The 26128-nt window shown below is 58.8% G+C and carries 26 protein-coding genes, 1 tRNA gene and 1 pseudogene; 18 read left to right on the top strand and 10 right to left on the bottom strand.

Going from position 1 to position 26128, the window contains the following annotated elements; all coding sequences use genetic code 11:
* The first annotated feature begins 8 nt into the window (after positions 1-8).
* The 6 genes from NIM86_RS11425 (at position 9) to NIM86_RS11400 (ending at position 7502) form a co-directional block, all read left to right on the top strand.
* Positions 9-1088, top strand: a complete 1080-nt coding sequence (locus NIM86_RS11425; RefSeq protein ID WP_253382215.1) for an ATP-binding cassette domain-containing protein — start codon at positions 9-11, stop codon at positions 1086-1088.
* Positions 1085-2725, top strand: coding sequence for an iron ABC transporter permease (locus tag NIM86_RS11420; protein ID WP_253382213.1), 1641 nt, complete (start codon positions 1085-1087; stop codon positions 2723-2725). The genes NIM86_RS11425 and NIM86_RS11420 overlap by 4 nt, the downstream gene beginning before the upstream one ends.
* Positions 2726-2741: 16 nt before the next feature.
* A complete protein-coding gene (locus NIM86_RS11415) occupies positions 2742-3716 on the top strand; it encodes an extracellular solute-binding protein (protein ID WP_253382212.1) in 975 nt (324 codons plus the stop codon).
* A 76-nt stretch (positions 3717-3792) separates the two neighbouring features.
* Positions 3793-5013 carry a pyridoxal phosphate-dependent aminotransferase gene (locus NIM86_RS11410; protein ID WP_253382210.1) on the top strand — a complete coding sequence of 407 codons (1221 nt, stop codon included), beginning with the start codon at positions 3793-3795 and terminating at the stop codon, positions 5011-5013.
* 20 nt (positions 5014-5033) lie between these two features.
* Positions 5034-5909: an isocitrate lyase/phosphoenolpyruvate mutase family protein gene (locus NIM86_RS11405; RefSeq protein ID WP_253382208.1), complete on the top strand. Its 876-nt coding sequence runs from the start codon at positions 5034-5036 to the stop codon at positions 5907-5909.
* A gap of 144 nt (positions 5910-6053) precedes the next feature.
* Positions 6054-7502, top strand: a complete 1449-nt coding sequence (locus NIM86_RS11400; protein ID WP_371872885.1) for a Glu/Leu/Phe/Val dehydrogenase — start codon at positions 6054-6056, stop codon at positions 7500-7502.
* A 148-nt stretch (positions 7503-7650) separates the two neighbouring features.
* On the opposite strand, the gene NIM86_RS11395 is transcribed toward NIM86_RS11400, so the two are convergent.
* A tRNA-Arg gene (locus NIM86_RS11395) sits at positions 7651-7727 on the bottom strand.
* A 190-nt stretch (positions 7728-7917) separates the two neighbouring features.
* Here NIM86_RS11395 and NIM86_RS11390 point away from each other — a divergent pair.
* Positions 7918-8979 (top strand): annotated as a pseudogene (locus tag NIM86_RS11390) (D-alanyl-D-alanine carboxypeptidase family protein); the annotation flags it as partial.
* Positions 8980-9206: 227 nt separating this feature from the next.
* Positions 9207-10280 carry a GTP-binding protein gene (locus tag NIM86_RS11385; protein WP_253382204.1) on the top strand — a complete coding sequence of 358 codons (1074 nt, stop codon included), beginning with the start codon at positions 9207-9209 and terminating at the stop codon, positions 10278-10280.
* 3 nt (positions 10281-10283) lie between these two features.
* Here the strand turns inward: NIM86_RS11385 and NIM86_RS11380 are convergent, their stop codons facing one another.
* Both NIM86_RS11380 and NIM86_RS11375 read right to left on the bottom strand, forming a co-directional pair.
* Complete coding sequence (locus NIM86_RS11380; RefSeq protein WP_253382628.1) at positions 10284-10469, bottom strand: sulfurtransferase TusA family protein; 186 nt, start codon at positions 10467-10469, stop codon at positions 10284-10286.
* Between the two features lie 77 nt (positions 10470-10546).
* Entirely contained in the window at positions 10547-11779 is a 1233-nt protein-coding gene (locus tag NIM86_RS11375; RefSeq protein WP_371872884.1) for a murein L,D-transpeptidase family protein, read from the bottom strand.
* Positions 11780-12038: 259 nt separating this feature from the next.
* On the opposite strand from NIM86_RS11375, the gene NIM86_RS11370 reads away from it, so the two are divergent.
* Positions 12039-12494: a DsrE family protein gene (locus NIM86_RS11370; protein WP_253382202.1), complete on the top strand. Its 456-nt coding sequence runs from the start codon at positions 12039-12041 to the stop codon at positions 12492-12494.
* A gap of 46 nt (positions 12495-12540) precedes the next feature.
* On the opposite strand, the gene NIM86_RS11365 is transcribed toward NIM86_RS11370, so the two are convergent.
* From NIM86_RS11365 to NIM86_RS11355, 3 genes are all read right to left on the bottom strand, one after another.
* On the bottom strand, positions 12541-13491 hold the full coding sequence (locus NIM86_RS11365; RefSeq protein ID WP_253382200.1) for an acetyl-CoA carboxylase carboxyltransferase subunit alpha: 951 nt from the start codon (positions 13489-13491) through the stop codon (positions 12541-12543).
* Between the two features lie 87 nt (positions 13492-13578).
* Complete coding sequence (locus NIM86_RS11360; RefSeq protein WP_253382198.1) at positions 13579-14505, bottom strand: site-specific tyrosine recombinase XerD; 927 nt, start codon at positions 14503-14505, stop codon at positions 13579-13581.
* Complete coding sequence (locus tag NIM86_RS11355) at positions 14502-14744, bottom strand: hypothetical protein (RefSeq protein ID WP_253382196.1); 243 nt, start codon at positions 14742-14744, stop codon at positions 14502-14504. The genes NIM86_RS11360 and NIM86_RS11355 overlap by 4 nt, the downstream gene beginning before the upstream one ends.
* A gap of 111 nt (positions 14745-14855) precedes the next feature.
* Between NIM86_RS11355 and NIM86_RS11350 the strand changes: the two genes are divergently transcribed.
* From NIM86_RS11350 to NIM86_RS11340, 3 genes are read left to right on the top strand one after another with little or no spacing between them, the layout of a single operon-like run.
* Complete coding sequence (locus tag NIM86_RS11350; protein ID WP_253382194.1) at positions 14856-15464, top strand: shikimate kinase; 609 nt, start codon at positions 14856-14858, stop codon at positions 15462-15464.
* 5 nt (positions 15465-15469) lie between these two features.
* Positions 15470-16597: a 3-dehydroquinate synthase gene (aroB, locus tag NIM86_RS11345; protein WP_253382192.1), complete on the top strand. Its 1128-nt coding sequence runs from the start codon at positions 15470-15472 to the stop codon at positions 16595-16597.
* Between the two features lie 8 nt (positions 16598-16605).
* Complete coding sequence (locus NIM86_RS11340) at positions 16606-17883, top strand: HlyC/CorC family transporter (protein ID WP_253382191.1); 1278 nt, start codon at positions 16606-16608, stop codon at positions 17881-17883.
* Between the two features lie 38 nt (positions 17884-17921).
* On the opposite strand, the gene NIM86_RS11335 is transcribed toward NIM86_RS11340, so the two are convergent.
* Positions 17922-18647: a YoaK family protein gene (locus tag NIM86_RS11335; protein WP_253382189.1), complete on the bottom strand. Its 726-nt coding sequence runs from the start codon at positions 18645-18647 to the stop codon at positions 17922-17924.
* Positions 18598-18915 carry a BolA family transcriptional regulator gene (locus NIM86_RS11330; RefSeq protein ID WP_253382187.1) on the bottom strand — a complete coding sequence of 106 codons (318 nt, stop codon included), beginning with the start codon at positions 18913-18915 and terminating at the stop codon, positions 18598-18600. The genes NIM86_RS11335 and NIM86_RS11330 overlap by 50 nt, the downstream gene beginning before the upstream one ends.
* 108 nt (positions 18916-19023) lie before the next feature.
* On the opposite strand from NIM86_RS11330, the gene NIM86_RS11325 reads away from it, so the two are divergent.
* The 3 genes from NIM86_RS11325 to NIM86_RS11315 all read left to right on the top strand — a co-directional run bounded on the left by NIM86_RS11325 (position 19024) and on the right by NIM86_RS11315 (position 21412).
* A complete protein-coding gene (locus NIM86_RS11325; RefSeq protein WP_253382185.1) occupies positions 19024-19638 on the top strand; it encodes a J domain-containing protein in 615 nt (204 codons plus the stop codon).
* Positions 19639-19735: 97 nt separating this feature from the next.
* Positions 19736-20722, top strand: coding sequence for a cobaltochelatase subunit CobS (gene cobS, locus NIM86_RS11320; protein WP_253382183.1), 987 nt, complete (start codon positions 19736-19738; stop codon positions 20720-20722).
* Positions 20723-20731: 9 nt separating this feature from the next.
* Positions 20732-21412, top strand: coding sequence for a hypothetical protein (locus NIM86_RS11315; protein WP_253382181.1), 681 nt, complete (start codon positions 20732-20734; stop codon positions 21410-21412).
* 46 nt (positions 21413-21458) lie between these two features.
* On the opposite strand, the gene NIM86_RS11310 is transcribed toward NIM86_RS11315, so the two are convergent.
* Positions 21459-22061 carry an NAD(P)H-dependent oxidoreductase gene (locus NIM86_RS11310; protein ID WP_253382627.1) on the bottom strand — a complete coding sequence of 201 codons (603 nt, stop codon included), beginning with the start codon at positions 22059-22061 and terminating at the stop codon, positions 21459-21461.
* Positions 22062-22181: 120 nt separating this feature from the next.
* Between NIM86_RS11310 and NIM86_RS11305 the strand changes: the two genes are divergently transcribed.
* Genes NIM86_RS11305 through NIM86_RS11295 form a run of 3 tightly spaced genes read left to right on the top strand, consistent with a single transcriptional unit; the run spans position 22182 to position 25551 of the window.
* Entirely contained in the window at positions 22182-22640 is a 459-nt protein-coding gene (locus NIM86_RS11305; RefSeq protein WP_253382179.1) for a helix-turn-helix domain-containing protein, read from the top strand.
* Positions 22637-24544 (top strand): cobaltochelatase subunit CobT, encoded by a 1908-nt coding sequence (cobT, locus tag NIM86_RS11300; RefSeq protein WP_253382177.1) that lies wholly within the window; start codon positions 22637-22639, stop codon positions 24542-24544. Before NIM86_RS11305 ends, cobT begins: the two co-directional genes overlap by 4 nt.
* The gene (locus NIM86_RS11295; RefSeq protein ID WP_253382175.1) at positions 24541-25551 is read left to right on the top strand and encodes an esterase-like activity of phytase family protein; all 1011 of its coding nucleotides are present in this window, start codon (positions 24541-24543) and stop codon (positions 25549-25551) included. The genes cobT and NIM86_RS11295 overlap by 4 nt, the downstream gene beginning before the upstream one ends.
* Here NIM86_RS11295 and NIM86_RS11290 read toward each other — a convergent pair.
* Positions 25521-26063, bottom strand: a complete 543-nt coding sequence (locus NIM86_RS11290; RefSeq protein WP_253382625.1) for an NADPH-dependent FMN reductase — start codon at positions 26061-26063, stop codon at positions 25521-25523. The genes NIM86_RS11295 and NIM86_RS11290 overlap by 31 nt on opposite strands.
* Positions 26064-26128: the final 65 nt, after the last annotated feature.

Below are 26128 nucleotides of genomic sequence, written 5' to 3'. Positions count from 1 at the left end.
TCATACACGTGACGGAACTTAGCTTACGCCACATCAAGAAATCATACGGTCATGTCGAGGTCCTCAAGGGTATCGACCACCAGGTTCCGGATGGGACGTTCTTCACGCTGCTGGGACCGAGCGGCTGCGGCAAAACAACTTTATTGCGCGTCATAGCGGGCTTCGTAACGCCCAGTGTCGGCTCCGTTCACTTCGGATCTGAAGACGTCACCGGAGTTCCGCCTCACCGCCGTGAAATCGGAATGGTGTTTCAAGACTACGCGCTGTTTCCCGATAAGTCGGTGTTCGACAACGTCGCCTATGGCCTGCGCGCCCGAAGGGTGCCCAAGGAGGAGATACGGCGCAGTGTAAACGAATACCTTGAACGTGTCGGTTTGGAGGGTTTTGGCGAACGCTTGCCAACCGCGCTCAGCGGCGGACAACGCCAAAGGGTCGCCTTAGCGCGGGCGCTCGTTGTCGGTCCGCGTGTTCTGTTGATGGACGAGCCCCTGTCGAATCTCGATGCGGCACTGCGCGTGCAGATGCGCGACGTCATCCGCTCGCTGCAGCTGGAGACCAAGACCACAACCATTTTCGTAACGCACGACCAGGAAGAAGCGCTGGCGATGTCGGATACGATCGCAGTGATGAAGGATGGGCGGATCGATCAATGCGGCGCTCCCGATGACGTCTATCGCAATCCGAAAACAGCTTATGTTTCGAAGTTCGTGGGATCAGCAAACCTGCTTCAGGCAAAACCGGTCGAACGGTGTAACGACGGAATTTGCCGGTTCGAGGTTGAAGGCTCGAATTTTGCTGGACGTATCATGTCCGAGGCGAACGACGGTAGATATCTCGTGGTCGCCCGGCCGGAAAATCTCGGCATTCGCAAAGCCGCCGCCGCACCCGGTGAATGCGAGCTTTCCGGAGTTGTGATTTCCACGCAGTTTCAGGGGTATCGCACAAGCTATCGGGTGAAGCTGAAAAGCGGCTCGGAAGTGAATGTTGAGACATTTGGAGAGATGGACGGTTCCCCGTTGACGCGGGGCGACGAGGTCATCGTGTCCTTCCAGGACAAGTGCATCTTCGTGCCCGAGGCTTCGCAATGAACCGGTTTCTGCCCTGGGGCCTTCTCAGTCTACTCGCGCTGGCATTTTTGCTGCTGTTCATCGCCTATCCCATAATTGGTATTTTACTGCGCAGCTTCATTGATGAGAGCGGCGAATTTTCGCTCGAAGGTTTCTTTATTTTCCTCAACCAGGGGCGTTACCTCGAGGCGCTGGCGAATTCCATTATACTTGGACTGTCCGTTACCTTCTGCTGTACCGTTGTCGGTGTGTTCCTCGCCTTTATCGTGGCGCGATTCGACATACCGTTTTCGAATATCGTGTTTCTGCTGCCGCTTTCGGTTCTGATCATTCCTGAACTGATTTCGGCGCAGTCCTGGATCATGGTTTTCGGCAACAATGGTCTTGTCACGCACCTGCTCGATGCTTTCGGGATACCTTTCCCGCGGTTTTATGGCTGGTTCGGGCTCATCTATGTGATGACGCTCACCTATTACGTGCACATTTTCCTGGCGGCGCTGGCGGCCCTCAGAGGATTTGATCACAGTCTTGAAGAGGCGGGGCAGAGTCTCGGTACGGCACCGTTGACCACATATGTGAAGGTGGTTTTTCCGACCATCATCCCGGCAGTTTTATCGGCGGGGCTGATCGTGTTCACGCTGGTCGTCGGCAATTTCGCGATCGCGATATCCCTTGGCCAGCGCGTGCCGCTGCTTTCTGTCCTCACCTATCGCAGCTTTATCAGCGAGCTCGGCGGCAACCCCACCATGCAGTCGACCCTGGCGACGGTTTCGATCCTTTTGGTGGCTTTGGTTCTGTTCCTGCAACGCTGGTATATCAGCAAACGCGACTACCAAATGGTTGCCGGGCGCACGCCGCCGCGTTCAAAACTCAAAGGGTGGAAATCATGGGCGGCAACCGGCGTGGCTGGTCTCGTCATCGTGCTTTCCCTTCTGCCCGCCTTGGTCGTGCTTGCAGGATCGTTCACCGTGTCACGCGGTCCGGTCATGTACTGGGGCCAGTTCACCCTCGACAACTATACGAGGATACTGGATTTCAACCTCGGCGTTGTTGGCAATTCACTTAAGTTCGCCTCGCTCGCCACGCTGCTCGGTGTCACTTTCGCCACTCTTGTTTCCTACCTGCTGGTCAAGAAGCGCAGCGCGCTCAGTTCCACGCTCGACTACCTGCTGCTTCTGCCGCTCACGATTTCCGGTACCGTGCTGGGCATATCGCTGGCGCAGGGCTTCAATTCCGGCCCTATGGTACTGACCGGAACGGCGGCGCTCATGGTGCTCGCCATGATGCTGCGCCGGTTGCCGTTCGGTGTGCGCAATGCGTCATCCAATCTCCACAACATCTCCAACTCTCTTGAGGAAGCGTCCGTTAGCCTGGGCGTGCCGCCTGGTCGCACGTTTTTCAACGTCGTCCTGCCCCTCATGGCGCCAGGAATTGCGGCGGCCGCAATTTTGACCTGGGTGACGACCGTCGCGGAACTCAGCGCCAGCGTCGTGATCTATCAAGCCGGACAGGAAACCCTGCCCATCCAAATATTTCGCCTCATCAACAGTGATTTGATGGCCAGAGCCTCGGCATTCGGGGTGATCAACATGGTCATCATTCTGGTGCCGGTCTTCATCGGCATCCGCGTGATGAAGGTGAAACTGTTTTCATCATAACCACAGGGAGCAAACGATGAAAAATCTACTTATAGGCCTCACCGCTGCAACTGCCCTGACGCTTACGGGCGGGATCGCAAGTGCGGGTGAAGTCAATCTCTATACTTCCAACAGCGAAGACTCGGTGGCTATGGTGCTGGACAAGGTCCGTGAAGAAGCGCCCGACATCACACTCAATGTGATCGCCGGAAGTTCGGGCACCTTGTTGAGGCGCATCGAAGCAGAAAAAGACAATAACGTCGCGGATCTTTTCTGGAGCAGCGGGTTTTCGACCCTCGCCGAATTCTCGGAACTCTTTGAAAAATACGACAGCCCCGAAGTGGACAATCTGTTGCCCGCACTGCAGGCCAAGGACGACTCTTGGACCGGCACGAATACGCATGTGATGGTTCTGATGGTCAACGAGGACATAGTTGGCGGAGAGGTTCCAGAGACCTGGGAAGACATCATGGAAGAAAGCTGGAAGGGAAAGGTCACGATGGCCGATCCCGCCAATTCCAGTTCTGCTTATGCTCAGCTTTACGGCATCTATAAGCTCTATGGAGAGAAAGGCGTCCAGAAGCTCGCCAAGGTCGTAGAACTTCAGGGATCGACGAGCGGTGCCTACAGTACGGTCGCACAGGGTGAGTTCGCTGTCGGGATGACGATGGAGTACGCCGCACAGCGCTACGTTGCTGGCGGCCAGAAAGAAATCAAGCTGGTCTATCCTTCCGACGGCACATTCTTGTCTCCCGAGGGATTGGCACTGATCAAAAATGCGCCGCATCCGGATGATGCCAAGCGCGTGTACGATCTTCTGCTGTCCCAGGACATGCAGGCGGGTCTGGTCGGACTGACGTTCCGCCGCCCGTCCCGCGCCGATCTCGACGAGGCGCTGCAGTCGAGCGGTCTGCCTTTGATGAAAGACATCAAGATCATCGACATCGATCAGAGCCAGGCGGCTGCCGACCGCGAAATGCTCTTGGAACTCTGGGCCAAGTCGCGGGGCTGAGAAACCCCATCTCTTCCCAAGTCATGGGGTCGGCAAGCGCCGACCCCTTCGTCTCCGAAAATCGAAGGATCAGAACATGGACATCCTGTCTGCCAAATTGTCGGCGGTGAAGCCTTCGCAAACCAAAGCCATGACCGCGCTCGCGGCCGAATTGAAAGCGCAAGGCAAGTCGATTATCACCCTGTCACAGGGTGAACCGGATTTCGCGACGCCAGAGCACATCTCCCAGGCTGCAATTGCCGCGATCCACGCCGGTCACACAAAATATACGGCGGTCGCCGGCATTCCCGCGCTACGCGAAGCCGTCGTGGAGAAATTCAGGCGCGACAACTCTCTCAATTTTACCCCTGAGCAGATCACGGTTGGCTGCGGCGCCAAGCAATTGCTATTCAACGCGCTGGTTGCGAGCCTGGATGAAGGCGACGAAGTCGTTTTCCCAACACCATGCTGGGTGTCCTATCCCGAAATCATCAAGCTGGCAGGCGGCGTCCCAATTGCCGTTGAAACGCGTGTCGACAACGGCTTCATCATGCAGCCTTCCGATCTTCGCGCCGCCATTACGCCCCGCACCAAATGGCTCATGCTGAACTCGCCTTCCAATCCAACGGGTGCGGTTTATTCCCGCGAGAACCTTGAGGGTGTTGCCGCTGTGCTGCGGGATTTCCCAAGGGTCTGGGTACTCGCCGACGATATTTACGAGCACTTGATTTATGGCGATGCCGAGTTCTGCACGATGGCGGAAGTCGCCCCCGATCTGGCCAGCCGAACCTTGACCGTGAACGGCACTTCGAAGTCCTGCGCCATGACCGGCTGGCGTGTGGGATATGCCGGTGGGCCGCTCGAACTCATCAAGGCGATGAACACAGTGCAGGGACAGTCGACATCGCATACGAGTTCGATTTCCCAGCATGCCGCGGTCGAGGCGCTCAACGGCGACCAAGGCTTCATCAAGGAATTCCGAGACGCCTTTGAGAAACGGCGCGACCTGGTGGTCGAACTCGTCAATGAGATCCCCGGTCTTTCCTGCGATACGCCCAATGGCGCGTTCTACGTGTTCATCGGGTGTCAGGAAATCATTGGCCGCAAGACGCCCGCCGGCAAAACGATCAAAACCGACATGGATTTTGCGATGTACCTGATGGAGGAAGCGGGCGTCGCGGTCGTGCCGGGCTCTGGTTTTCTGGCCGACGGGTTTATCCGCATTTCCTACGCATCATCGGAAGACGATTTGAAAAACGCCTGCACCGCTATCGGCGCAGCTGTCTCCAAGCTCACGCGCGCGCAGGGCGCCGCGTAATTCCGTGAAAGTGTAATAACATGCGAAAAACAAGCAAAAACCTTCGCCAAATGTTTGCCGGCGGCAGCGTGGCCCGTGTGATGGCCGCTCACGATCCTCTTTCCGCCATGCTGGTTGAGGAGGCCGGATTCGACGGCATCTGGGCCAGCGGTTTCGAAATTTCGGCAGCCATGGGGTTGGCCGACATATCGCTGGTTTCGATGACCGAGCACTTGACCAATATGCGCAACATGGCGGCGCGGACCTCGTTGCCCATCGTCGCTGATGTGGACACCGGCTACGGAAACGCGATCAACGTGCTTTATACTGTCGAGCAGTTCGAGGCGGCTGGCGCGGCGGCTGTTGTCCTCGAAGACAAGATGTTTCCCAAGGTGACATCGCTGATCGATGGCGGCCGTCAGGACCTTTTGCCGATTGCGGAATTTCAGGGCAAGATCGAAGCGGCTTTGAGCGCCCGTAAAGATCCGGAATTCCTGATCATTGCCCGCACCGAGGCGCTGATTGCCGGCCGCGGCGAGCAGGAGGCGCTGGCGCGGGCCCGCGCCTATGAGGCTGCGGGTGCCGATATGATCCTGATCCATTCGAAACAGAAGACGCCCGATGAAATCGAGAGCTTCATAAATGCCTGGGATGGAACGGCTAAAATTGTCATTATCCCGACCGCCTATCCGCAGATGACGGAAGCGCGCGCCAGATCGCTCAACAAAATCGGCATTCTTATCTACGGCAACCACGCGGTTCGCGCTGCGGTGACAGGGATGCAAAAGGTGTTCGCGCAGATCATTAACGATGGCGGAATCCAGAACGCCGATGCGGATATCGTGCCGGTAGCGGAAATTTTTCGTCTACAGAAAATGGACTCGGTCAAACAGAACGAGAAGCGTTTTCTCCGCTGACTGGTCTGACTTATCCGTCGCCGAAGCCGATTACGCATATTTCTGCGGCGTACCCCTTGGACCATCGATCCGCGGGCGACCCTGCGTGCTGGTCCGCATCAGTCTAACCCCCAAGATGACGACCACCAGTCTTAGGAGCTCGAAGTGCTGAAACTGGAAACTCAGCTGTCTGATAGTCGGCTTTCTAGCAGCCGAGGTTTTCTCTCCGACGTCGATGAAATGTTTTGCCGGGCGGCGAAGCTGGTGCCGATGCAGGAGGGGTTGGCGGAAAAGATCCGGATCTGCAACGAGACCTATATCACCAGGTTCGGGGTCCGGCTGCGGGGACGGATGTATACGTTCGAGGGTTGGCGCGCAGTGCATACCAACCACCCGGCGCCAGCCAAGGGCGGCATTCGCTATGCACCCAATGTCGATCAGGACGAGGTCGAGGCGCTCGCGGCGCTTATGAGCTATAAGTGCGCCCTTATGGAACTGCCATTCGGCGGATCGAAGGGAGCGCTGAAGATCGATGTCGGGAAGTGGACCGACACGGAGCTGGAGAAGATCACGAGGCGATTCACCCAGGAACTGTCGCGCCAGAACTTTCTAAGCCCCGCGATCAATGTGCCGGCACCGGATGTCGGGACCTCCGAGCGCACCATGGTCTGGATGGCTAATGAGTATCTGCGCATGCATCCCGAGGATATCAATGCGGCAGGCTGTGTGACCGGCAAGCCTGTGGCGGCGGGTGGCATCGAAGGTCGGGTCGAAGCGACGGGCAGGGGGGTGCAATATGCGATCCGCGAGTTCTTCGCCACTGAACGGGACCGCAGCAAGACCAGATTGCCCAAAACCCTCAAGGGGTGTCGGGTAATCGTGCAGGGTCTGGGCAATGTGGGTTACCATGCCGCCAAGTTTCTGGCCGAGGATGGCTGCAAGATTATCGCGGTGATCGAACGCGATGGTGTCGTCCGCAAACCCGACGGTCTCGATATTGAAAAGCTCAAGGCGCATGTGAGCGTCACGGGCGGCGTCAAAGGCTTTGAGGGCGGCAAAATTCATTACGATGCAGACGGTGCCGGGGCCTTGGAAAGCGCCTGCGATATTCTGATCCCGGCCGCTATGGAAAGCGTCATTCATGCGGGCAATGCGAAGCGGATCAAGACCCAGCTGATTGTCGAAGCCGCCAATGGCCCCGTAACCTACGAGGCGGACAGGATTCTCAGCGAGATGGGTGTCACCATCATCCCCGATCTCGTTGCCAATGCAGGTGGTGTCACCGTCTCCTACTTCGAATGGGTGAAGAATATCACCCATATGCCGTTTGGGCTAATGGAGCGCCGTCAGCGCGAGCACGAACAGGCCCGGTTGATAGAAGGTCTGGAGAAATCCCTGAATATGACCTTCAGCGCCGAGCACAAGCTGGCTTTCGTCACCGGAGGCACGGAACTCAACCTTGTCCGTTCAGGCCTTGAGGAAAAAATGCGCGCCGCCTACGCGCGTATGTCCAATCTGATGGCCGAAAATTCCGCTGTCAAAGACCTTCGCACCGCAGCTTATGTCCTCGCGCTGACAAGAATAAAGGGGCTCTATGAGGCGGTTGGGATCTAACGTTTGAAGCGCTTTGAAAGATGGAAGTCTTTTTTTGGTGCTAACACATGAAACCCATGCCAACCGCCGAAGCATGCATCTCGATGAAACAGCAAATTACCTGTCCGCAAAGCTAATTGACGTGGCCTTTGGCGGTGGGACAAAATATTGGCGATCCCGACAGGATTCGAACCTGTGACCCTCAGATTAGGAATCTGATGCTCTATCCTGCTGAGCTACGGGACCGCGCGCCCTTCGCTTAGCAGAAGCGCCCGGGTCTTTCCAAGATGCAAATCGGGCCGATATATGGGAGCGGTCTGGACGGCGGGCAGCAGAACGACGATATTCGTTCGGCAAAGCGGGATCCGTCCCATTGCCGCCGCAACTCTTCGGCAAGGCCAGCCAATCGATCGCCTAACGCCATTCGGGATTCTTGATGCGCCATCGTTCTTTTCTCGCCAGCCTGCTCGTCGTGTGTCTTGCCGCTACTTCAGCGCACGCGAACCCCTATATCGTCGTCGATGTCGCAACGGGCAAAGTGCTGGCTCACGAACAGGCGTTCGATCGCTGGTATCCGGCTTCGATCACCAAGATCATGACCGCCTTTCTAGCCTTCGAGGCTGTCCGGTCCGGCGAGATGTCGATGCGTTCGCCGGTCAAAATCACCAAACGCGCTGCCGCTGAGCCGCCCAGCAAGATGGGCTATCCGGTCGGCACGGAACTGACGCTGGAAAACGCGCTCAAGATCATGCTGGTCAAAAGCGCAAACGATGTGGCCATGGCTATCGGCGAGGCGGTCGGCGGAACGCGCGACAAGTTTCTGGCCATGATGAACGAGCGCGCAGCCGCGATCGGAATGACCGACACGCATTTCGTCAATCCGCACGGCCTGCCCGCGTCCGGCCAATACACCACAGCGCGCGATTTCGGGCTTCTGGCAGCGTATGTGCGGCGGGAATATCCGCAATATGCCGGTATCTTCTCCATCGAGGCGCTGAAGCTGCCCGGACGCAATGCTCCGGTCCGCAATACGAATATTCTTATCGGGCGGATGGCCGGGGCGGACGGCATGAAGACCGGCTATATCTGTGCATCCGGTTTCAATCTTGTGGCGTCTGCCACACGCAATGGGCGCACCATCGTCGCGGTCGTGCTTGGAGCGCTGGACCAGCAGGTGCGCGCCGAAAAGGCCGCCGATCTTCTGGCTGCGGGCTTCGATACCGATCCGGAGACCGTTACCGATACCGTGCTGACGCTGCCGCGCAGCGGAGAGGGCGGAACCGAGGTCGCCGATATTCGAAACGATATCTGCACGGGGCAGGCGCAGCTCGACCGTTATGACGGCCGCGATGTCGACGGCAAATTGATCTACCGCTCTTCCAATATCGAACCGATGCAACGCGCGCCCCAGGCGATTGCCGTCTCGCTCGGCGGCGCTGATGGCCCGCCGGCCCGCAATACGGGTATGGTTGACATACCGATCCCCGCCGCAAGGCCTGCCGCGCTTCGCGATCTCATGAACGAACAGCCGCCAGTCGATCCGGCAGACGATGCCGATGAGGCCAGCGTCACAGAAGAGGTCGAAGATGGCGTGGCTGAGGAGGTGGCGGCATCGCAGTCGGCACCGGCACCGTCAGCAACGGATGAAGAAGATGCTCAGTCGGCATTGGCCGAGCCAGCCATTGTCGCCATTCCGGTCCCTGAAAGCCGGCCGACGCAGGCGCAATGAACGAACGCTCCGGCGGGTTGCCCGTCATATTGCTGACCGGGTTTCTTGGCGCGGGCAAAACGACTTTTCTTAACCGGCTCCTCCTCGATCCGGCGCTTGGCGAGACGGGCGTCATCGTCAACGAGTTTGGCGATGTTCCTGTCGATGGCACGCTCATTGAAACCGCGACTGGCGGCACGGTTCTGGAAATGGCGGGCGGCTGCCTCTGCTGCGCGGGAGGTGGGGCGCTCGACCAAACGCTTTTGGAACTGATCGACGCCGCGTCAGTACGAGGCAGATCGCTGACGCGGATCTTGATCGAGACTTCCGGGATGGCGGATCCCATGCCGATCCTCATGGAGATCGGTGCGTCGGATCGTGCCCTATTGAGTGGCGTCATAACCGTTGTCGATCTTCAGCATGGCGAGGCGACGCTGGCCGAATTCGATGAGGCGCGCCGACAGGTCGCAGTCGCGGACCTACTCCTCTTATCAAAAACCGAACTGGCTAGCTCGGGCCATCGCTCGCGGTTGCACGCGACGCTTCGCCACCTTTCACCCTACGCAGAGGTCAGGCAGACCGACGATGATGCGTCGCAACTGCTCGGCCGCCTTTCCCAGGCTGCGTTGCAGAGCGGAGGTCGTTCCTCGTTTTCATGCGAAGACGACGGTCACGCGCATCAACACGAGAAAGCCGCTCACAGCCATCGCCACAGCGCGAATTATGCGACGACCGTTTTGCGGACGGATCGGCCGCTTGCCCCGATTGCGTTGAACGGTTTTCTTGAAGTGCTGGTCGGCACGCTCGGCAGCCGGCTTTTGCGGGTCAAGGGGCTCGTGAGGCTGGCTGGCGATGAGCGGCCACTGGTGGTCCAGGCCGTGCAGAGCATGGTTCATCCCCCGCGCTTTCTGGATCACTGGCCCGATGAAAGCTCACCGGAAACGGCGATTGTGGTCATCACACAGGGTGATCGAGCGGGTGAGGTCGAAGCGATTTTCGGCGCCTTTACCGGACAGGTCGCAATGGATCGACCCGATGCAGCCGCCCTTTCGGACAATCCGCTGGCGGTGCCGGGTTTCTCCTCGTTCTAATCGTCATCTGCCGCGCGAAATAACGAAGCGATGGCCGTCCGCCAGACTTTCGCTAATCAGAAGCGTGTGGCCGTCCTCATGGCAAAAGGCCGGGATATCAATAACCGCCAGCGGGTCCGATGTCAGAATGGCGAGCGGTTGACCGGGCCTCATGTCTCGGAGACGCCGGCGGGTTTTCAAAACGGGCATCGGGCAGGAAAGGCCGCGCAGGTCGTAAAGGTCGGAATCGTCCGATTTCGCAGGCTCCGCAGCAATGGTGTTTTCGGTCACCGCGCGAAACGCTGCTCGATGTCGGTTTCTCCGCTTGTCGAAACGGCGGAAGTGGGCAGGTCATCTGCGACATTTTCGGCTGCAGGCTGGGAGGTGGCGGCAACGCTGGCCGCAATCATCGCCGCAGCGCGCGACCGGGCCGCCTCGGCTCTTTCTTTCTCTTCGGCAGCGCGCTGGGGTGTGACAGGGCCATTCGTGCCGAGAGAGGGCGGAAGCCGCGATGTCTTTTCACCACGTACGCGCTTCTTCATCCAATCGGAAACAAGTCGCGCTTCTTCAAGTCCGTTGATGGAATTCCGGGGCGGCGTGACCTTACCGCTGGCCGCGCGATCGAGCGCTTTGGAGAAAACGCCCATATTGTCCACTGTCTTCTTGGCGAAGGCCAGAGAAAGGGAGGCCGGCTTGTCCATCTCCGGGCAATTGCCACTCTCGGCGGCGATGCCGTCCCGCTGACGGCCGAAGACGTACCGCCCCTGACAGACACCGACGGCAGGCGGCTGGCCAGTCAGTTCAAAGAAATCCGAACCGTCCTTGAGCTGGCGCCAGAAATCCATATTCGGATCGCCGGCATAGCGCGCCATGTTCGATTCCGTCATCTTGAAGGGGAAGGCCTGGATCTGGAATTCGCGCTGACCGCCCCGGAAGGCGTCGCGTGCGAAAGCATAGATTTCGCCGACATATTCGTCGGTCATGGCGTAGCAGCCAGACGACGAACAATCCCCATGCACCATCAAGTGCTGGCCGGTACGACCGTGGGCGCGGTCAAAAGCGTTGGGATAGCCGATGTTGAAGGCGAGATAGTATTGGCTGTCCGGGTTCATCTGGTGCGGGCGCACCGTATAGAAGCCTTCGGGCGCCTGGCGGTCGCCTTCGACATATTTCGGGCCCAGCTTTCCGGAATATTTGCAGATCGGGTAGCTTTGGACGAAGGCGTAGCGGCCATCCGTCTTCTGCTTCCAGATCTCCAGGGTGCTCTCTTCCTTGTAGAGGCGTACGAGAATGGGCGAGGTTTCGCTCATACCCATGGCCTTCATTTTCCGGACGAGCTTGTTTGGCAGCGGTTTCTCGGCCTTTGCGACCTTATCCAGCGTGTCGGTGCAGGCCGTCAGCGCGATTGGAGCAGCGAGCGTGACAAGAAACGCGAGCGCGCGAAGCGTGGCTTTCACCATGATCGTTCTCAACCCCATCATCCCCGGAACATGCGCCCATGCGCGCTCTCGGAAAATCATATTAACTCCGCCGCCTTGCGGCAGGGTTAAGGCTGGCATTAACCAGCACCCCCAACCTTGGCGGGTATGCCGCAAAGGTTCGGCCATTTTGTGACCACCATTCGGGGCCCGCGTCAACACGCCGTCGACACCTGGCGACCGTCTGTCGCTTCTCAATTACCTCGTATGGTTGTATAGATATATTCGGATCAACCGATCCAAGTCATGGCGGAACTTTCCGAGAGCGGAAGTCGTCCGCCGCAATGTTTGGGAGGACATCATGACACGTTTATTCGTCGTTCTTGCCGCGCTTGCATCTTTGATGATGATGGCGTCGGGCGCGTCCGCAGAAGATTCTCGGTATGGAAAGCAGAAGGTCGTCTATCACATCAATTATAATGGTGGAGAAGAAGACAAGGCCTATCGTGGCGCAATGCGTAACATCCAGAACCATATCAATGCGGTAGGCAAGGAGAACCTCGATGTGAAGGTGGTGCTTCACGGCAATGGCGTTTCGCTTCTGAAAAACGCCAAGCAGAATGAGAAGCTGCAGCAGGACGTTCTGAACCTCAAGTCACAGAATGTCGGTTTTCACGTGTGCAACAACACGCTGACCGGACGCAACATCAGCTATGAGAACGATCTTTTCGAGGTCTGGGAAGAGGATATCGTTCCGTCCGGTGTCGCCGAACTGTCACGGCTTCAGCAGATGGGATATACCTACATCAAGCCGTGACGGCCTCGCCCTAACAAACTGAAACCATAGTGCCGTCGGGCGTCAACTATATATTGCGCCCGATGGCCAGGAACTTGTCGCGACGCTCCTGCTTCAGGTCGCGGCCATCGCCAGCCAGATCGCGTAGCGCCGCATCGATCTGATCGCCGGTACGCGCGATGGTCTGTTCGGGATTTCGATGCGCGCCGCCGACAGGTTCCGGGACTACACCGTCGATAACCTTCAGTTCGGAGAGATCCTGCGCCGTGATGCGCATACCCGTGGCCGCATCCTTTGCCCGCGCGCTGTCATGCCAGAGAATGGACGCGGCGCCTTCCGGCGAGATTACCGAATAGATGGCGTGTTCCAGCATATAGACCCGGTTCGCGGTCGCCAGGGCGATCGCGCCGCCGGAGCCGCCTTCACCGATGATGACGGAAACCAGAGGCGTGGAGAGATTGAGGCAGGCCTGCGTGGAGCGGGCGATCGCCTCCGCCTGTCCACGCTCTTCGGCGCCCATACCGGGATACGCGCCCGTCGTATCGACGAAAGTGATAACGGGGATGGCGAAACGCTCCGCCAGTTCGATAAGCCGAACGGCTTTGCGATAGCCTTCCGGCCGGGCCATGCCGAAGTTTCGCTTGAGGCGGGACTCGGTGTCGTTGCCCTTTTCCTGTCCGAGCACGCAGACGCTCTGGCCGCGGAACCGACCGAAGCCGGAGATGACGGCCTCATCCTCAGCGAATTTCCGGTCGCCTGCTAGCGGCGTGAAATCGTCGATCAGCGTTTTGACGAAATCGACGCAATGCGGACGGTCTGGATGGCGGGCCACCTGCGCTTTCTGCCAGGGCGTCAGCGACTTGTAGAGATCGCGGAGCGCGTCTTTCGCGCGCGTCTCAAGGCCGGCAATCTCGTCCTTGACGTCGACCGAGCCTGTTTCGCCCATCGTCGTTTTCAGTTCCGTGATCCGGGTTTCCAGTTCGGCGACCGGCTTCTCGAAATCGAGATAGTTATACATGCACGTCCTTCGGATCACGCGGCGGGGCCGCTTTGTAAAAGTCTCGGCTGGCGTAAGACGCCGATCAAGTCAAAATCCAGATTTTCCTTACCGGCTCGTCTTAGGCCCCGCAAGCGGATGATGATCCTGGACCAGCCGAACCAGCCGTTCTTCAAGAACATGGGTATAGATTTGCGTTGTGGAAATATCCGCGTGGCCGAGCAATTGCTGGACCGACCGCAAATCGGCACCGTTCTGAAGAAGGTGAGACGCGAAGGCGTGGCGCAAGACGTGCGGCGACACGGCTTTCGGGTCGAGACCCGCACGGGCGGCGAGCGCCTTCAAATCCCGCGCGAAGACCTGCCGGGGAAGATAACCGGCGGCGGCCGAACGGGAGGGAAAAAGATAGTGGCTGTCCGCATAAGCCGGGGCGCGGTCGCGCCGTTTTATCCAGCGGTCCATCGCCTCTCTGGCTGGCGGCGATAGGGGTACCAGCCGCTCTTTGTCGCCCTTGCCTGTCACTACGAAATAGCGGGCATCGCGGCGCGCGACCGAAGCGGGAAGCGAAACCAGTTCTGACACCCGCAGTCCGGTCGCGTAGAGAACTTCGAGAAGGGCCGCCATGCGAAGCGGTGCGAGTTTCTCACCGGCCAGGCGCGCTTCCTCCTCAGCCAGATCGAGCAGTCTGGTGACGTCGTCTTCGCTGAGGATTTTTGGCAAGGGCGCCTGTTTTTTGGGATTGTCGAGAGTTGTCGTCGGATCGTCGGTCCGCGATCCTTCCGCATAGAGAAACTGAAAGAACTGGCGCAGTGCCGCCAATCGTCTGGCCTGCGATGAGGCTGCATAGCCGCGCGCTGGAAGTCCTGAAATATAGCGTCGTAAAGCGCCTTCGTCGGCTTCGGCAAGCGCGGCGCTGCAATGTTCCGAAAGGTCGCGAAGGTCGCGCTCATAGGCCGCAAGCGTATTGGCTGCGGCTCCCCGTTCTGCCGACAGCATCTCCAGAAAGCTCTCTATCAGGTAGCTGTCCGCATTCATTGTGTATCGTCTTGATCGCCAGCGGTATCGGCGGCTTCGTCAGCATCCGGAAGTGCGGTCGTCGGCGGGCGCGATGCATTCTCTCGCCGCTCGGCCTGCTCCAGCAATTCCTGAATGGGCAATTCGATCCGCTCTTCCACTCGCGTCGGCTGAACGAAATTGGCCAGCACGAAAGCCGCCGCATAAACGATGGCGGCGCAGATGATCAGGATCGTGACGAAACGTGTGAGGGTGGGCATGACCCCATCTTCCCGAGTCATACCGGAGGGTTTGCCTCTTATGCGCGCCAGTCGCCGGCTACGCAAGTTCGAGCGCTTGACGCCCCGTCGCTTTTCATGTGCAAGGCGGCCATGACGACACAATCGCAATCCGAAGCGGCATCGCCCGCTGCACAGGCCGAAGCGGCCCGCCAGACGATATTGAAAGGCCTGGACGGCCGGCATGTCGTTCTGGTCGGATTGATGGGCGCTGGAAAAACGGCGATGGGCCGCGCCATCTCAAGCCGACTCGGACTGCCCTTTATCGATAGCGATGACGAGATCGAAACCGCCAGCACGATGGCGATTGCAGAACTCTTCCAGGCTTACGGCGAAAGTGAATTTCGTGATCTGGAGCGGCGTGTCATCGCCCGGTTGTTGGGCGAGCAGCAGCGGGTCATTTCTCTCGGCGGCGGGGCCTTCGTCAATGACGAGACGAGGCAGGCCATTGCCGGGAAGGCCTTTTCGATATGGATCGATGCCGATCTCGATCTCCTTTTCGCGCGAGTGAGCCGCAAGCCGGGGCGGCCACTCCTTCAGAACCCCGATCCGCGCGGCACGCTCGCGCGACTAATGGACGAACGCTATCCGATTTATGCGCGGGCCGACCTACATGTCCGAAGCGAGGATTTGCCGCGCGATGCGATGGCGGCGAAAATGGTCGAAGCGCTGGCCGGGCATTTCGGCAAACAAGAAAGATAAAGCGGATGATCACGCGTGAGGATGACGTCAGGCGGCTTCAGGTGGAGCTTGGCCCGCAGTCCTACGACATTCTGATCGGGCCGGACCTTCTGCGACGCGCGGGTGAGCAGATCGCAGAGCGTCTGCCAGGAGCGCGCTGTGCGATCCTCACCGATGAGAACGTCGCTGCCCTGCATCTCAAAACGTTGACCGATGCTCTCGCCGCTGCCGGATTGTCCTATGAGACGAAACTTCTGCCCGCCGGCGAAAGAACCAAGAGCGCTGAATATCTGCTCGATGCGGTCGATTTCGTCCTCGGAACGAGAATGGAGCGGGGCGATGCGGTCATCGCACTCGGAGGCGGGGTGATCGGCGATCTGTCCGGCTTCGTTGCAGGGATCGCCCGACGAGGCATGAAGTTCGTTCAGGCGCCGACCAGTCTTCTGGCGCAGGTCGATAGTTCGGTCGGGGGCAAGACCGGCATCAATTCGTCCCATGGCAAAAATCTTGTCGGCGTTTTTCATCAGCCGGCACTGGTGCTTTCCGACACGAACGTTCTGGATACGCTTTCCGAGCGGGAATTTCGCGCCGGTTATGCCGAAGTGGCGAAATATGGCCTTATCGATCGGCCGGACTTTTTCGCCTGGCTCGAAAAAAATTGGCAGGCCGTTTTCCAAGGTGGGCCGGAACGTGGCGAAGCCATTGCGATATCGTGCCAGTGCAAGGCGGAGGTCGTCGCCCGCGACGAGCACGAGGAGGGCGAGCGCGCGCTGCTCAATCTCGGTCATACATTCGGTCATGCCCTGGAAGGGGCGACTGGCTACGACAGCAGCCGGCTCGTCCATGGAGAGGGCGTGGCAATTGGCATGGCGCTGGCGCACCGGTTCTCCGTGCGGCTCAATCGCTGCGCCGTCGAGGATGCCGAGAGGGTGGAGGCGCATCTGTCGGCCGTCGGGCTGCCGACACGGCTGTCGGATGTTCCAGGCGAGCTTCCTCCCGCTGACGAACTTCTGAACTATATTGCTCAGGACAAGAAGGTTCGTCGCGGCGCGCTGACCTTCATCCTGACCGAGGGGATCGGCCGCTCCTTCATCGCCAAGGATGTGTCGCCCTCCGAGGTTCTGACATTTCTGAGGGAGTGCCTGACGGCATAACGACACCGATGTGGGTGATCATTTTCGTCATTCTGGTTCTGATCATTCTGTCAGCGACCTTTTCCGGCTCGGAAACGGCGCTGACGGCGGCGAGCCGCGCGCGAATGCACAGTCTGGAGAACGGAGGCGACGCCCGCGCCGGGATCGTCAGCCGTCTCATCGAGCGGCGGGACCGACTGATCGGCGCGCTGCTGATCGGCAACAATCTGGTCAATATTCTCGCTTCCGCGCTTGCGACGTCGATGTTTCTGGAACTGTTCGGCGATCAGGGCGTGGTCTGGGCGACGCTTGTGATGACGGTCCTGCTCGTCATCTTCGCCGAGGTGCTGCCGAAAAGCTGGGCGATCTCCTCGCCCGATACGTTTTCGCTGGCCGTCAGCCGGGTCATGGCGATTTACGTCGCGGTGCTCGGTCCTGTCTCGTCGCTCGTCAACGGCTTCGTGCGCCTGGTGCTGCGCCTGTTCGGCGTGAAGCTCGGCGAAGGACAGTCGATGCTGACCGCACATGAAGAGCTGCGAGGCACGATGGAGGTGCTGCATCGCGAAGGCGCGTTCGTCAAAGCCGACCGCGACCGGCTGGGCGGGCTTCTCGATCTGGCGGAATTAGAAGTCTCCGACGTCATGATTCACCGGACGAGCATGCAAACGCTCAATGCAGACGATCCGTCCGAGGACGCCGTGCGCCAAATCCTCCATTCTCCCTATACGCGTATGCCGCTTTGGGAAGGGACGACGGACAATATTGTCGGCGTCATTCACGCCAAGGATCTGCTGCGCGCCCTCCACGATGTAAACAACGATCCGTCACGGGTCGATATCCGCGCCATTGCCGCGCCGGCCTGGTTCGTGCCGGACACCACCACTCTTCAGGATCAGCTCAACGCCTTTCTCAGGCGTAAAAGCCACTTTGCCATGGTGGTGGACGAATATGGCGAACTGGAAGGGCTGATCACTCTTGAGGATATTATCGAAGAGATCGTCGGCGAAATCGCCGATGAGCACGACGTCGAGATGAAAGGCCTTGCCATCGAAGCCGATGGTTCGGTTGTCGTCGATGGCTCTGTGCCGATCCGCGATCTCAACCGCGCACTCGACTGGAACCTTCCCGACGATTGGGCGACCACCGTTGCGGGGCTGGTTATCCACGAGACTCAGTCCATTCCCGACGAGCGCCAGGCATTTACCTTTCATGGCAAGCGATTCGTGGTGTTGCGGCGTGAGAAGAACCGTATCGTCAGCCTGCGAATCAGGCCAATCGTGGCGCTGGACGACCAGCTATCCGCTTAGGCGAACACGTCCGACGACCTGCTTTGCAGGTCCGTGTATTATGACCGGTTGAGAAAACTCATCGTCCAACGCGACGGAAGCGCCGCAGTGGCTGCGGCGATAAGACAGCAATATAGCACCGGCGGCCACAATGCCTTGCTATCCAGCCAGACCGTGAGGAGCGTTCCGACACCGGCTCCCGACACCATGCCGAACCATGGGACCGTTTCTTTCCATATTCCCCGCCGGCTCTGACCCATGAGAAAAAAGCCGATACCCTTGCCAAGTCGCGACAGCGCGCCGGTGACATAGGTCAGGCTCAGCCTATAGCCGGCCGCCTGTTCCATGGTGGCGTTTATGGCACCCATGGCAAAAACGGTTGGCAATAGCGCCCAAACGGCCGGACCAAGAATGGCGGATAGGGAGAGAAGTGCTGCGACCGTCAACAGACACGGCCATTGCCGTTTGGTCGTTTCGACAATCACGATGCCGGCTGCGTTGCCCATAACGAATGTGACGAGATAGGTCGCCAGAACCGCGATGCGGCCATAATCGCCCTCGCCAAAACTGGTGGCGAGCCGGGTGGTGTTGCCAGTCATGAAGGACACGAAGTTCTGCGACAGTATGAGGCCGATCGCATCGATCATGCCGGCAAGGCTGCTGATGATGAAAATCAGCAGAAGGCCGACGGTAGCGGCTTGTCCGGTCTGTCCTTCTTCCGTCACGAGCCGCCAGTCACCATCGGGTCGTCTCGCCCGGCGCAGCCGGTTCGATGGCCAAAGCATGGACCTTGTTGGGCGCCAATTCTTCCGCCAGCGTTTCGTTAATCGCGCGATGGCGCTCGAGGCGGCTCATTCCACCGAACGCCGCCGACACGATCCGGACCCGGAAATGCGTTTCCCCGACGCCATCGAAGCTGCCGCCTTCACCTGAGTCGCGATTGTGGTGGCCGGCATGCAAGTGGCTCTCATTGACAATCTGGAGACGCTCCGGGGCGAACCGCGCCGTCAATTTATCCTGGATCGCGGTTTCGATTGGGCCGGTGCCGGACATGATTTGTTCTCGCTTTGAGGACAGGGCATATGGTTCGCACCTTTCGGCCGAATAATATGCGCTTGTCAATTCTTGTTCTGAGACGCGAAGCACCCCAATCTTTGGCGCATGAAACCGCGTTCAAACCTTTTCGATTCCATTCGCGTCAAACCGCAGCACAAAAAGCGCGCCGAGGCGGCCAGCGAATCGGTCTGCCAGTGGGATGGCTGCGACAAGCCCGGCGAACACCGGGCTCCGGTTGGCCGCAGCGCTGAGGGGGAGTATTTTCGCTTCTGCGTCGATCATGTGCGGCGCTACAATAAGGGCTATAATTACTTTTCTGGTCTCTCCGATAGCGAGATCGCCCGATACCAGAAGGAAGCGGCGACCGGGCATCGTCCGACATGGAAGATCGGTTCGCTCGGCGGCGAAACGTCCGCCGCGCCGGAAATCAGCTCGATGCGAAGCGGGCGGGCCGGCTATTACAGCGCTACAGGGCGACGACAGCCCGGACGAAATGGCGAGAGTGTGGCTCATGAGCGGCTGCTGAAGCCGCTGGAGAAAAAGGCAATCCGCACGCTCGGTCTTGAGGGGCGGCCGGAAGCCGAACTTATCCGGGAACGCTACAAGCTTTTGATCAAGCAGTATCATCCCGACGCCAATCACGGTGATCGCGGCAGCGAGGAACGGTTTCGCGAGGTGCTCGACGCCTATCGATTGCTCAAACGTTCCGGTTTCTGCTAGGGGACATTAGCCCCGGACGACCGTTCAAGACACGCAAGAAGGACAAGGCGGGCGGCACGGCCCAGATGCCGCCGCGAAACCGCCGTGACGAGACCTGATGGATACCCAGACTTCCGAGACGCCCAGCCTGCCCGATACGTCCGTTTCGGTTCGCGACACATTCGGCATCGATTCCGATATGGTCGTGCCTGCCTATTCGGAAGCCGACCCACATGTGCCGGAACTAGATGCCGACTATCTCTTCGACCGCCAGACGACGCTCGCGATCCTGGCCGGCTTCGCCTATAATCGCCGCGTGCTGGTTTCCGGCTTTCATGGCACCGGTAAATCCACTCATATCGAGCAGGTCGCCGCACGCCTGAACTGGCCGGCAGTGCGCGTCAATCTCGACAGCCACGTCAGCCGGATCGATCTGGTCGGCAAGGACGCCATCGTTCTGCAGGAAGGCCAGCAGGTCACGGAATTCCGTGACGGTATTCTGCCTTGGGCCTATCAGAACAATGTCGCGCTGGTCTTCGACGAATATGATGCCGGCCGCCCGGACGTAATGTTCGTGATCCAGCGCGTTCTGGAAAGCTCCGGCCGTCTGACGCTGCTCGACCAGAGCCGCGTGATTCGTCCACACCCGGCCTTCCGCCTTTTCGCCACCGCCAACACGGTCGGCCTGGGCGACACGACCGGCCTCTATCATGGCACGCAGCAGATCAACCAGGCGCAGATGGACCGGTGGTCGATTGTCACCACACTGAACTATCTGCCGCATGACAAGGAAGTGGCCATCGTTCAGGCCAAGGCGCGGCACTATCAGAACGAACAGGGCCGCGACACCGTCAACAAGATGGTGCGGGTCGCCGACATGACGCGCGCCGCTTTCATGAATGGCGATCTGTCCACCGTGATGAGCCCGAGAACCGTTCTCACCTGGGCGGAGAATGCGGACATCTTCAAGGATATCGGCATGAGCTTTCGGCTGACCTTCCTTAACAAATGCGACGAGATGGAGCGGACAATCGTGTCCGAGTTCTACCAGCGGGCCTTTGGCGAGGAACTGCCGGAGAGTGCGGCTCACGTGGTACTGGGGTAGGGTCTTAGCGTGAACTGGCTCGAGTTCATCTCATCCCTGTTCTGGCCAGCAATCGTTATTTATTGCTTATGGCGCTTTTCCAGACAATTGGCGGTGTTAGGAGACTCTGTGGCCAAACGTCTTGACCAAGGGTCTGGCGTCAAATTGGGACCATTTGAGTTGCCTGGGCTAGAGCCCGCCGATCGGGTGGAGGAGGCTCCTGACATTGTTCCAGACGAGATACATCAAGAAGGCAATGAGGGCGACGCATCGGATGAGGTCGAACCCAGTGATGTTTCTTATGAGAATTCATATTCAGCTTTAATCGAAGAGAGCGTTTTTCTTACTCTTCAAGGAAAATACTCTGCAGTGGCAACCAGGCAAGTGCGAGCTGGCGGACTGCCGGTCGATGGCATATTGCTCGTCAATGGCAACCCTTTGTTGGTCGAAGTTTCCTATTACAGAGAACTAAAAGGTAGGCGGCTATACATTATCACTGTATTCAATAATTACATTGTAAATTTGATTTACAAACTTCAGTCACTTCACTGGAAAAATTACAAAATTCTTTATGTGTTAGTTTTTGATAAAATTTCCGTTGATGAAAGTATATTTAAATCACAGTTGTTAGAGAATTTATCTACTGAAGAGCGATCACGAGTCGATATAGAAGTATTTCTCTCTGAGAATTTGGTTTCGCGTTCAATATAATCAATCAAGGCTTTGCGCCCGAGTTGGCGCAAAGCCTCCTAGGGACTCAAGCCGCCGCCTTCTGCTCCTGTCGGGCGGTCATGGTGGCCTTCGCCCACCATTCCAGCTCGTCTAGCATGGCGCTTGCAGCGGGTGCGATGGCTTCTTCAATGCCTTCCATAGGTCCGTCCTGACCCATTGGGTGAACGGCCATGAAGCTGCCGGCGGCAATATGCACGGCGTTGCGCGTCGGCACCATTTCGAGTTCGACACCTATGGCACGAAGATGCTCTACGGCCCGTGCGCCTCCGGCACCGCCATAGGCGATATACGCCATGGGTTTTCTGTTCCACTCGACCCAGGCCTGATCGAGTGCGTTCTTCAGTGCTCCTGTGATCGAGTGGTTATATTCGGCGACGACAAAAATGTAGCCGTCGAACGTACCGATCTTTTCCTGCCAGGCGACGGCTTTCGGATCGGAACTGGGCATCCAGCGATTGGAGGCCGGTTCGTCGAAGAACGGCAAGTCGAAATCGGCAAGATCAACGAGTTCGACGTCGAACGCGCCGTGCGCTTTGGCTTTCTCGAGCATCCAGGCGGCCGGCTTTTCGGCAAAACGGGATTTGCGTGTCGATCCGATAATGATCGCAATGCGCGGCTTGGAGTTGATGGTCATCGCTAAGTATCCTTTGGTAATCTGGTGTCGCATGGTTCGATGGGATACATCTCTCCGCAGCATCGCCTTCGCAAGAAGGCACTTTTCCGAAACCTTCTCACCCCGAGGTGACTCATGTGCCGCACATCCGATGCCGGAACTGGTGAAAACGACATAGGGGCGCATATCTCCGAAATGCTCTCAAGGGTCGGAGATAGCTGGACAATTCAGACCGTGCGTGCGCTGAGAGAAGGGCCGCTGCGTTTCAATGAGTTGCGAAGGCGTATCGGCGGGATCAGTCAGAAAATGCTGACGGTGACACTGCGTCGTCTGGAGAGAGACGGTTTCATCGGAAGAACCGTCTATCCGACCACGCCGCCGCAGGTGGAATATACCCTGACGGAGCTTGGCCACAGTCTTCAGGCGCCTGTCTGCGCCCTTGTTGGCTGGACGATAGACAATGCCGATGCGATCAAAGCGGCCCGCTCCCGCTATGACGGAATTGCCGAACCCGACAATGAGAGCCGATCCGATGCAAAACGATCTGACAAGCCCCTTGCGGCGACGGATGGGCGTGCTCTATCTGGCTCATGAGCAGTTCCGGTCATAATTCCCGCAAGGCGGCCAAGGCGATCAGCGAAGCGCAGGACGGGTTCAGGCGCTCCGTCTCGGCGACGGTGCGCGCGTTGAGCGGCGATCACGATCTGGAAGTGTCCTTCTCACGCGACAAGCCGGCGCTTGTGGGCAATCGGGCGCGTCTTCCCGAATTGCCGAAGAAACCGAGCGCCGTCGATCTTTCGATCACGCGCGGGATCGGCGATTCCATGGCGCTGCGCCGCGCCTGCCACGACGAGCGACTTCATGTGCGCCTTGCGCCGGAGGGGCGGCAGGCGCGCGCGGTTTATGACGCGCTGGAGGTTGCGCGATGTGATTCCATCGGCGCCAACCGAATGCCAGGCGTCGCCGACAACATCGGCGCGATGGTGGAAGACCGTTGCCAGAAAGCGAACTTGTCAGCCGCCTCCGGTCGCGACGATGTGCCGGTGGAAGAGGCCGTATCGCTTATGGTGCGGGAAAAGCTGACGGGCCGGCCTATGCCCGGCATGGCACGCAATGCCGTGGCGTTCTGGCGCGAATGGGTCGAGGAAAAGGCCGGTGATCGGCTCGACAATTTGCTCGACGCCATCGAAAACCAGGACGATTTTGCCCGCTCGATCCGCGAATTGCTCGTTTCGTTGGAGATGGCGGAAGAACTGTCCGACGAGATGGAGGACGAGCAGGACCAGTCGGAAGACGAGGAAACAGAGCCCGAGCCGCAGGAAAGCGAAGACGAGGGCGGAGAACAGTCCGAGGGCGAGGAAGATGCATCCGCCGACGCCTCCGAGCAGGAAGGGGACCCTCAGGACAGCGATCAGACCGAAATGGCGGACGCTTCCGACGCCGAGTTCGACGAGGACGAAGACGGTGAGGACGAAGCCGAGACGCCCGGCGAAACGCGCCGCCAGGAGGATGTTTTCTCCGACATCCCGACCGAATTGGACTACAAGGCCTACACGACCGCCTTCGACGAAGAGGTCGGCGCTGACGAACTCTGCGACCATGAGGAGCTGGAGCGGTTGCGCGCCTTTCTCGACAAGCAGATCGGCAATATGCAGCGGGTCGTCAGCCGTCTCGCCAACCGCCTCCAGCGCCGCTTGATGGCGCAGCAGAACCGGTCATGGGATTTCGATCTGGAAGAAGGCTATCTGGACCCGGCGCGCCTGTCGCGGATCATCATCGATCCGATGCAGCCGCTCTCCTTCAAGCAGGAACAGGATACCAATTTCCGCGATACGGTCGTGACGTTGCTGATCGATAATTCCGGCTCCATGCGCGGTCGTCCGATCACCGTCGCGGCGACCTGCGCCGACATTCTGGCGCGAACGCTGGAGCGCTGCGGCGTGTCGGTGGAGGTGCTCGGTTTCACCACCCGCGCCTGGAAGGGCGGCAGCAGCCGCGAGGAGTGGCTGAAAGCCGGCAAGGAAGCCGGACCCGGCAGGCTAAACGATCTTCGCCACATCATCTACAAGAGCGCCGACATGCCGTGGCGACGGGCCAAACCCAATCTCGGACTGATGATGCGCGAGGGCCTGTTGAAGGAAAATATCGACGGCGAAGCGCTGATCTGGGCGCATCAGCGGCTGATGCAACGGCACGAGCAGCGAAAGATCCTGATGATGATTTCCGACGGCGCGCCGGTCGACGATTCCACGCTGTCCGTCAATGCGGGCAACTATCTGGAGCGCCACTTGCGCGCGGTGATCGAACGGATCGAGATGCGCTCGCCGGTCGAGATGCTGGCAATCGGCATTGGTCACGACGTTACGCGCTATTATCGCCGTGCGGTAACGATTGTGGATGTGGAGGAACTCGCCGGCGCGATGACGGAGCAGCTTGCCGGTCTGTTCGAGGATGAGACGTCCTCCAGGGCAACCCGCCGCGTGGCCGCACGGCGTTGATTATACTGTTCCGCCAGGCTGGCGCGCTGATGAGCGCTGCTTTGATTGCGGTTGTCTGCGCGTCAATTCCAGCTAAGGCGGAGCGTTTTACGGTTCGCACGGAGACCATCGAGCGATTCCGCATTGGCTCTGACGAGACCAATTTCGGGCCGTTGAAATTCGTCGGCGGCCTGAATTTGATCGGAGGTCATCGGCATCTCGGAGCTTTTTCAGCGTTTCGCTATCGCGACGGCGACGGAGGACGTTTTGTCGCTGTCTCCGACACCGGTTTCTTTTTCTTCGCACGCATTAAACGGGATGCAGATGGCCGACCTGCCAGCATCGCCGATGCCAGTCTTTCCGAAATGACAGACGAGACCGGCAAGGCCCAGCGGGCAAAATATCTCTCTGACGCCGAGGGCCTGTCGCTCAGCGGTGACACGGCGTCTGTCGCCTTCGAGCGTGTGGACCGCATCGTTGAGTTTCAGCTTGAAGGCGATAGCGCGACTCCGCTGTCGACCCGCGTTCCGATCATTATTCCCGAGCGCGAATTGCGTAGGAACGGCGGGTTGGAGGCATTGGTCCGAACACCGGACGACAGTGTTTTCAAGGGCGCGAGAATTGCCATTGCCGAAACCAGTATCGACCGAAACGGAAATATTCTGGCGGCCGTTCTGGAAGGCCCGCGTCGCGGCGAATTTTCCGTGCGCAAGAGTGGACGCTTCTCGCCGACCGACGCCGCCATATTGCCCGACGGGCGACTGCTGCTGCTGGAGCGCTCTTTTTCCATGGCGCGCGGCGTCGGCATGCAATTACGCATGATCGATCTCGATGCAATCCGGCCCGGTGCGGTGGTCGATGGCGATGTCGTTCTGACGACTGATATGCGATATCAGATCGACAATATGGAAGGGATCGACGCCTTCCGCACGAGCGATGGTGCGGTGCGTGTCGGCCTGATCTCGGACGACAACCGTTCGCTGCTACAGCGGACGCTCTATCTGGAGTTCGAAATCGAAACGCAATGAGCTTTGAAAGCGGATAGAAACGCCTCAATCTTCGCGCTGTTCTCAGGCTGTCGAAGGATTTGCGATATCTCATCTGGCGTTTTCGCCATCAACGCGAATCGGACGAAAATCTCACTGGAGAAGGACGCCGAAACGGTCGCCAGAACGGTTCGCAGCGAATCCAGCATGTCGTCGCCGCGATGAGAAGCATGGGCGATTGCAATCGGCTTATCGATGATAGCGTCGCGCGACACCAGCCAGTCGATCAGATTCTTCAAGCCGCCGGGAATGGCGCGGACATATTCCGGGCTGGCGAAAATCAGCCCGTCCGATTCATCGATGGCGGCCAGTAGCGCTTCGATTTCAGGAGGCGTGTTTTCGCCCTCCGTATCGGGCGAGAAAACCGGCAGTAGATTGACCGGCGGCAGCAGGTCCATCACGATCCCGGATGGTGCCATTTGCTGAAAGACATGCAGCATAGCGGCATTTGTCGACGCCTGACGCGCGCTGCCTGAAATTGCCAAAATTTTCAGTCGGTCGGCTGCCATCGGCGTTTCCCAAACAAAAAAACGGGCCGTCGCCGGCCCGCTTTTGAAAA

The organism is Notoacmeibacter sp. MSK16QG-6 (assembly GCF_024158145.1).
In the GTDB taxonomy this organism is placed as follows: domain Bacteria; phylum Pseudomonadota; class Alphaproteobacteria; order Rhizobiales; family Rhizobiaceae; genus Notoacmeibacter.
This window is presented reverse-complemented; position numbering and strand designations above follow the sequence as displayed.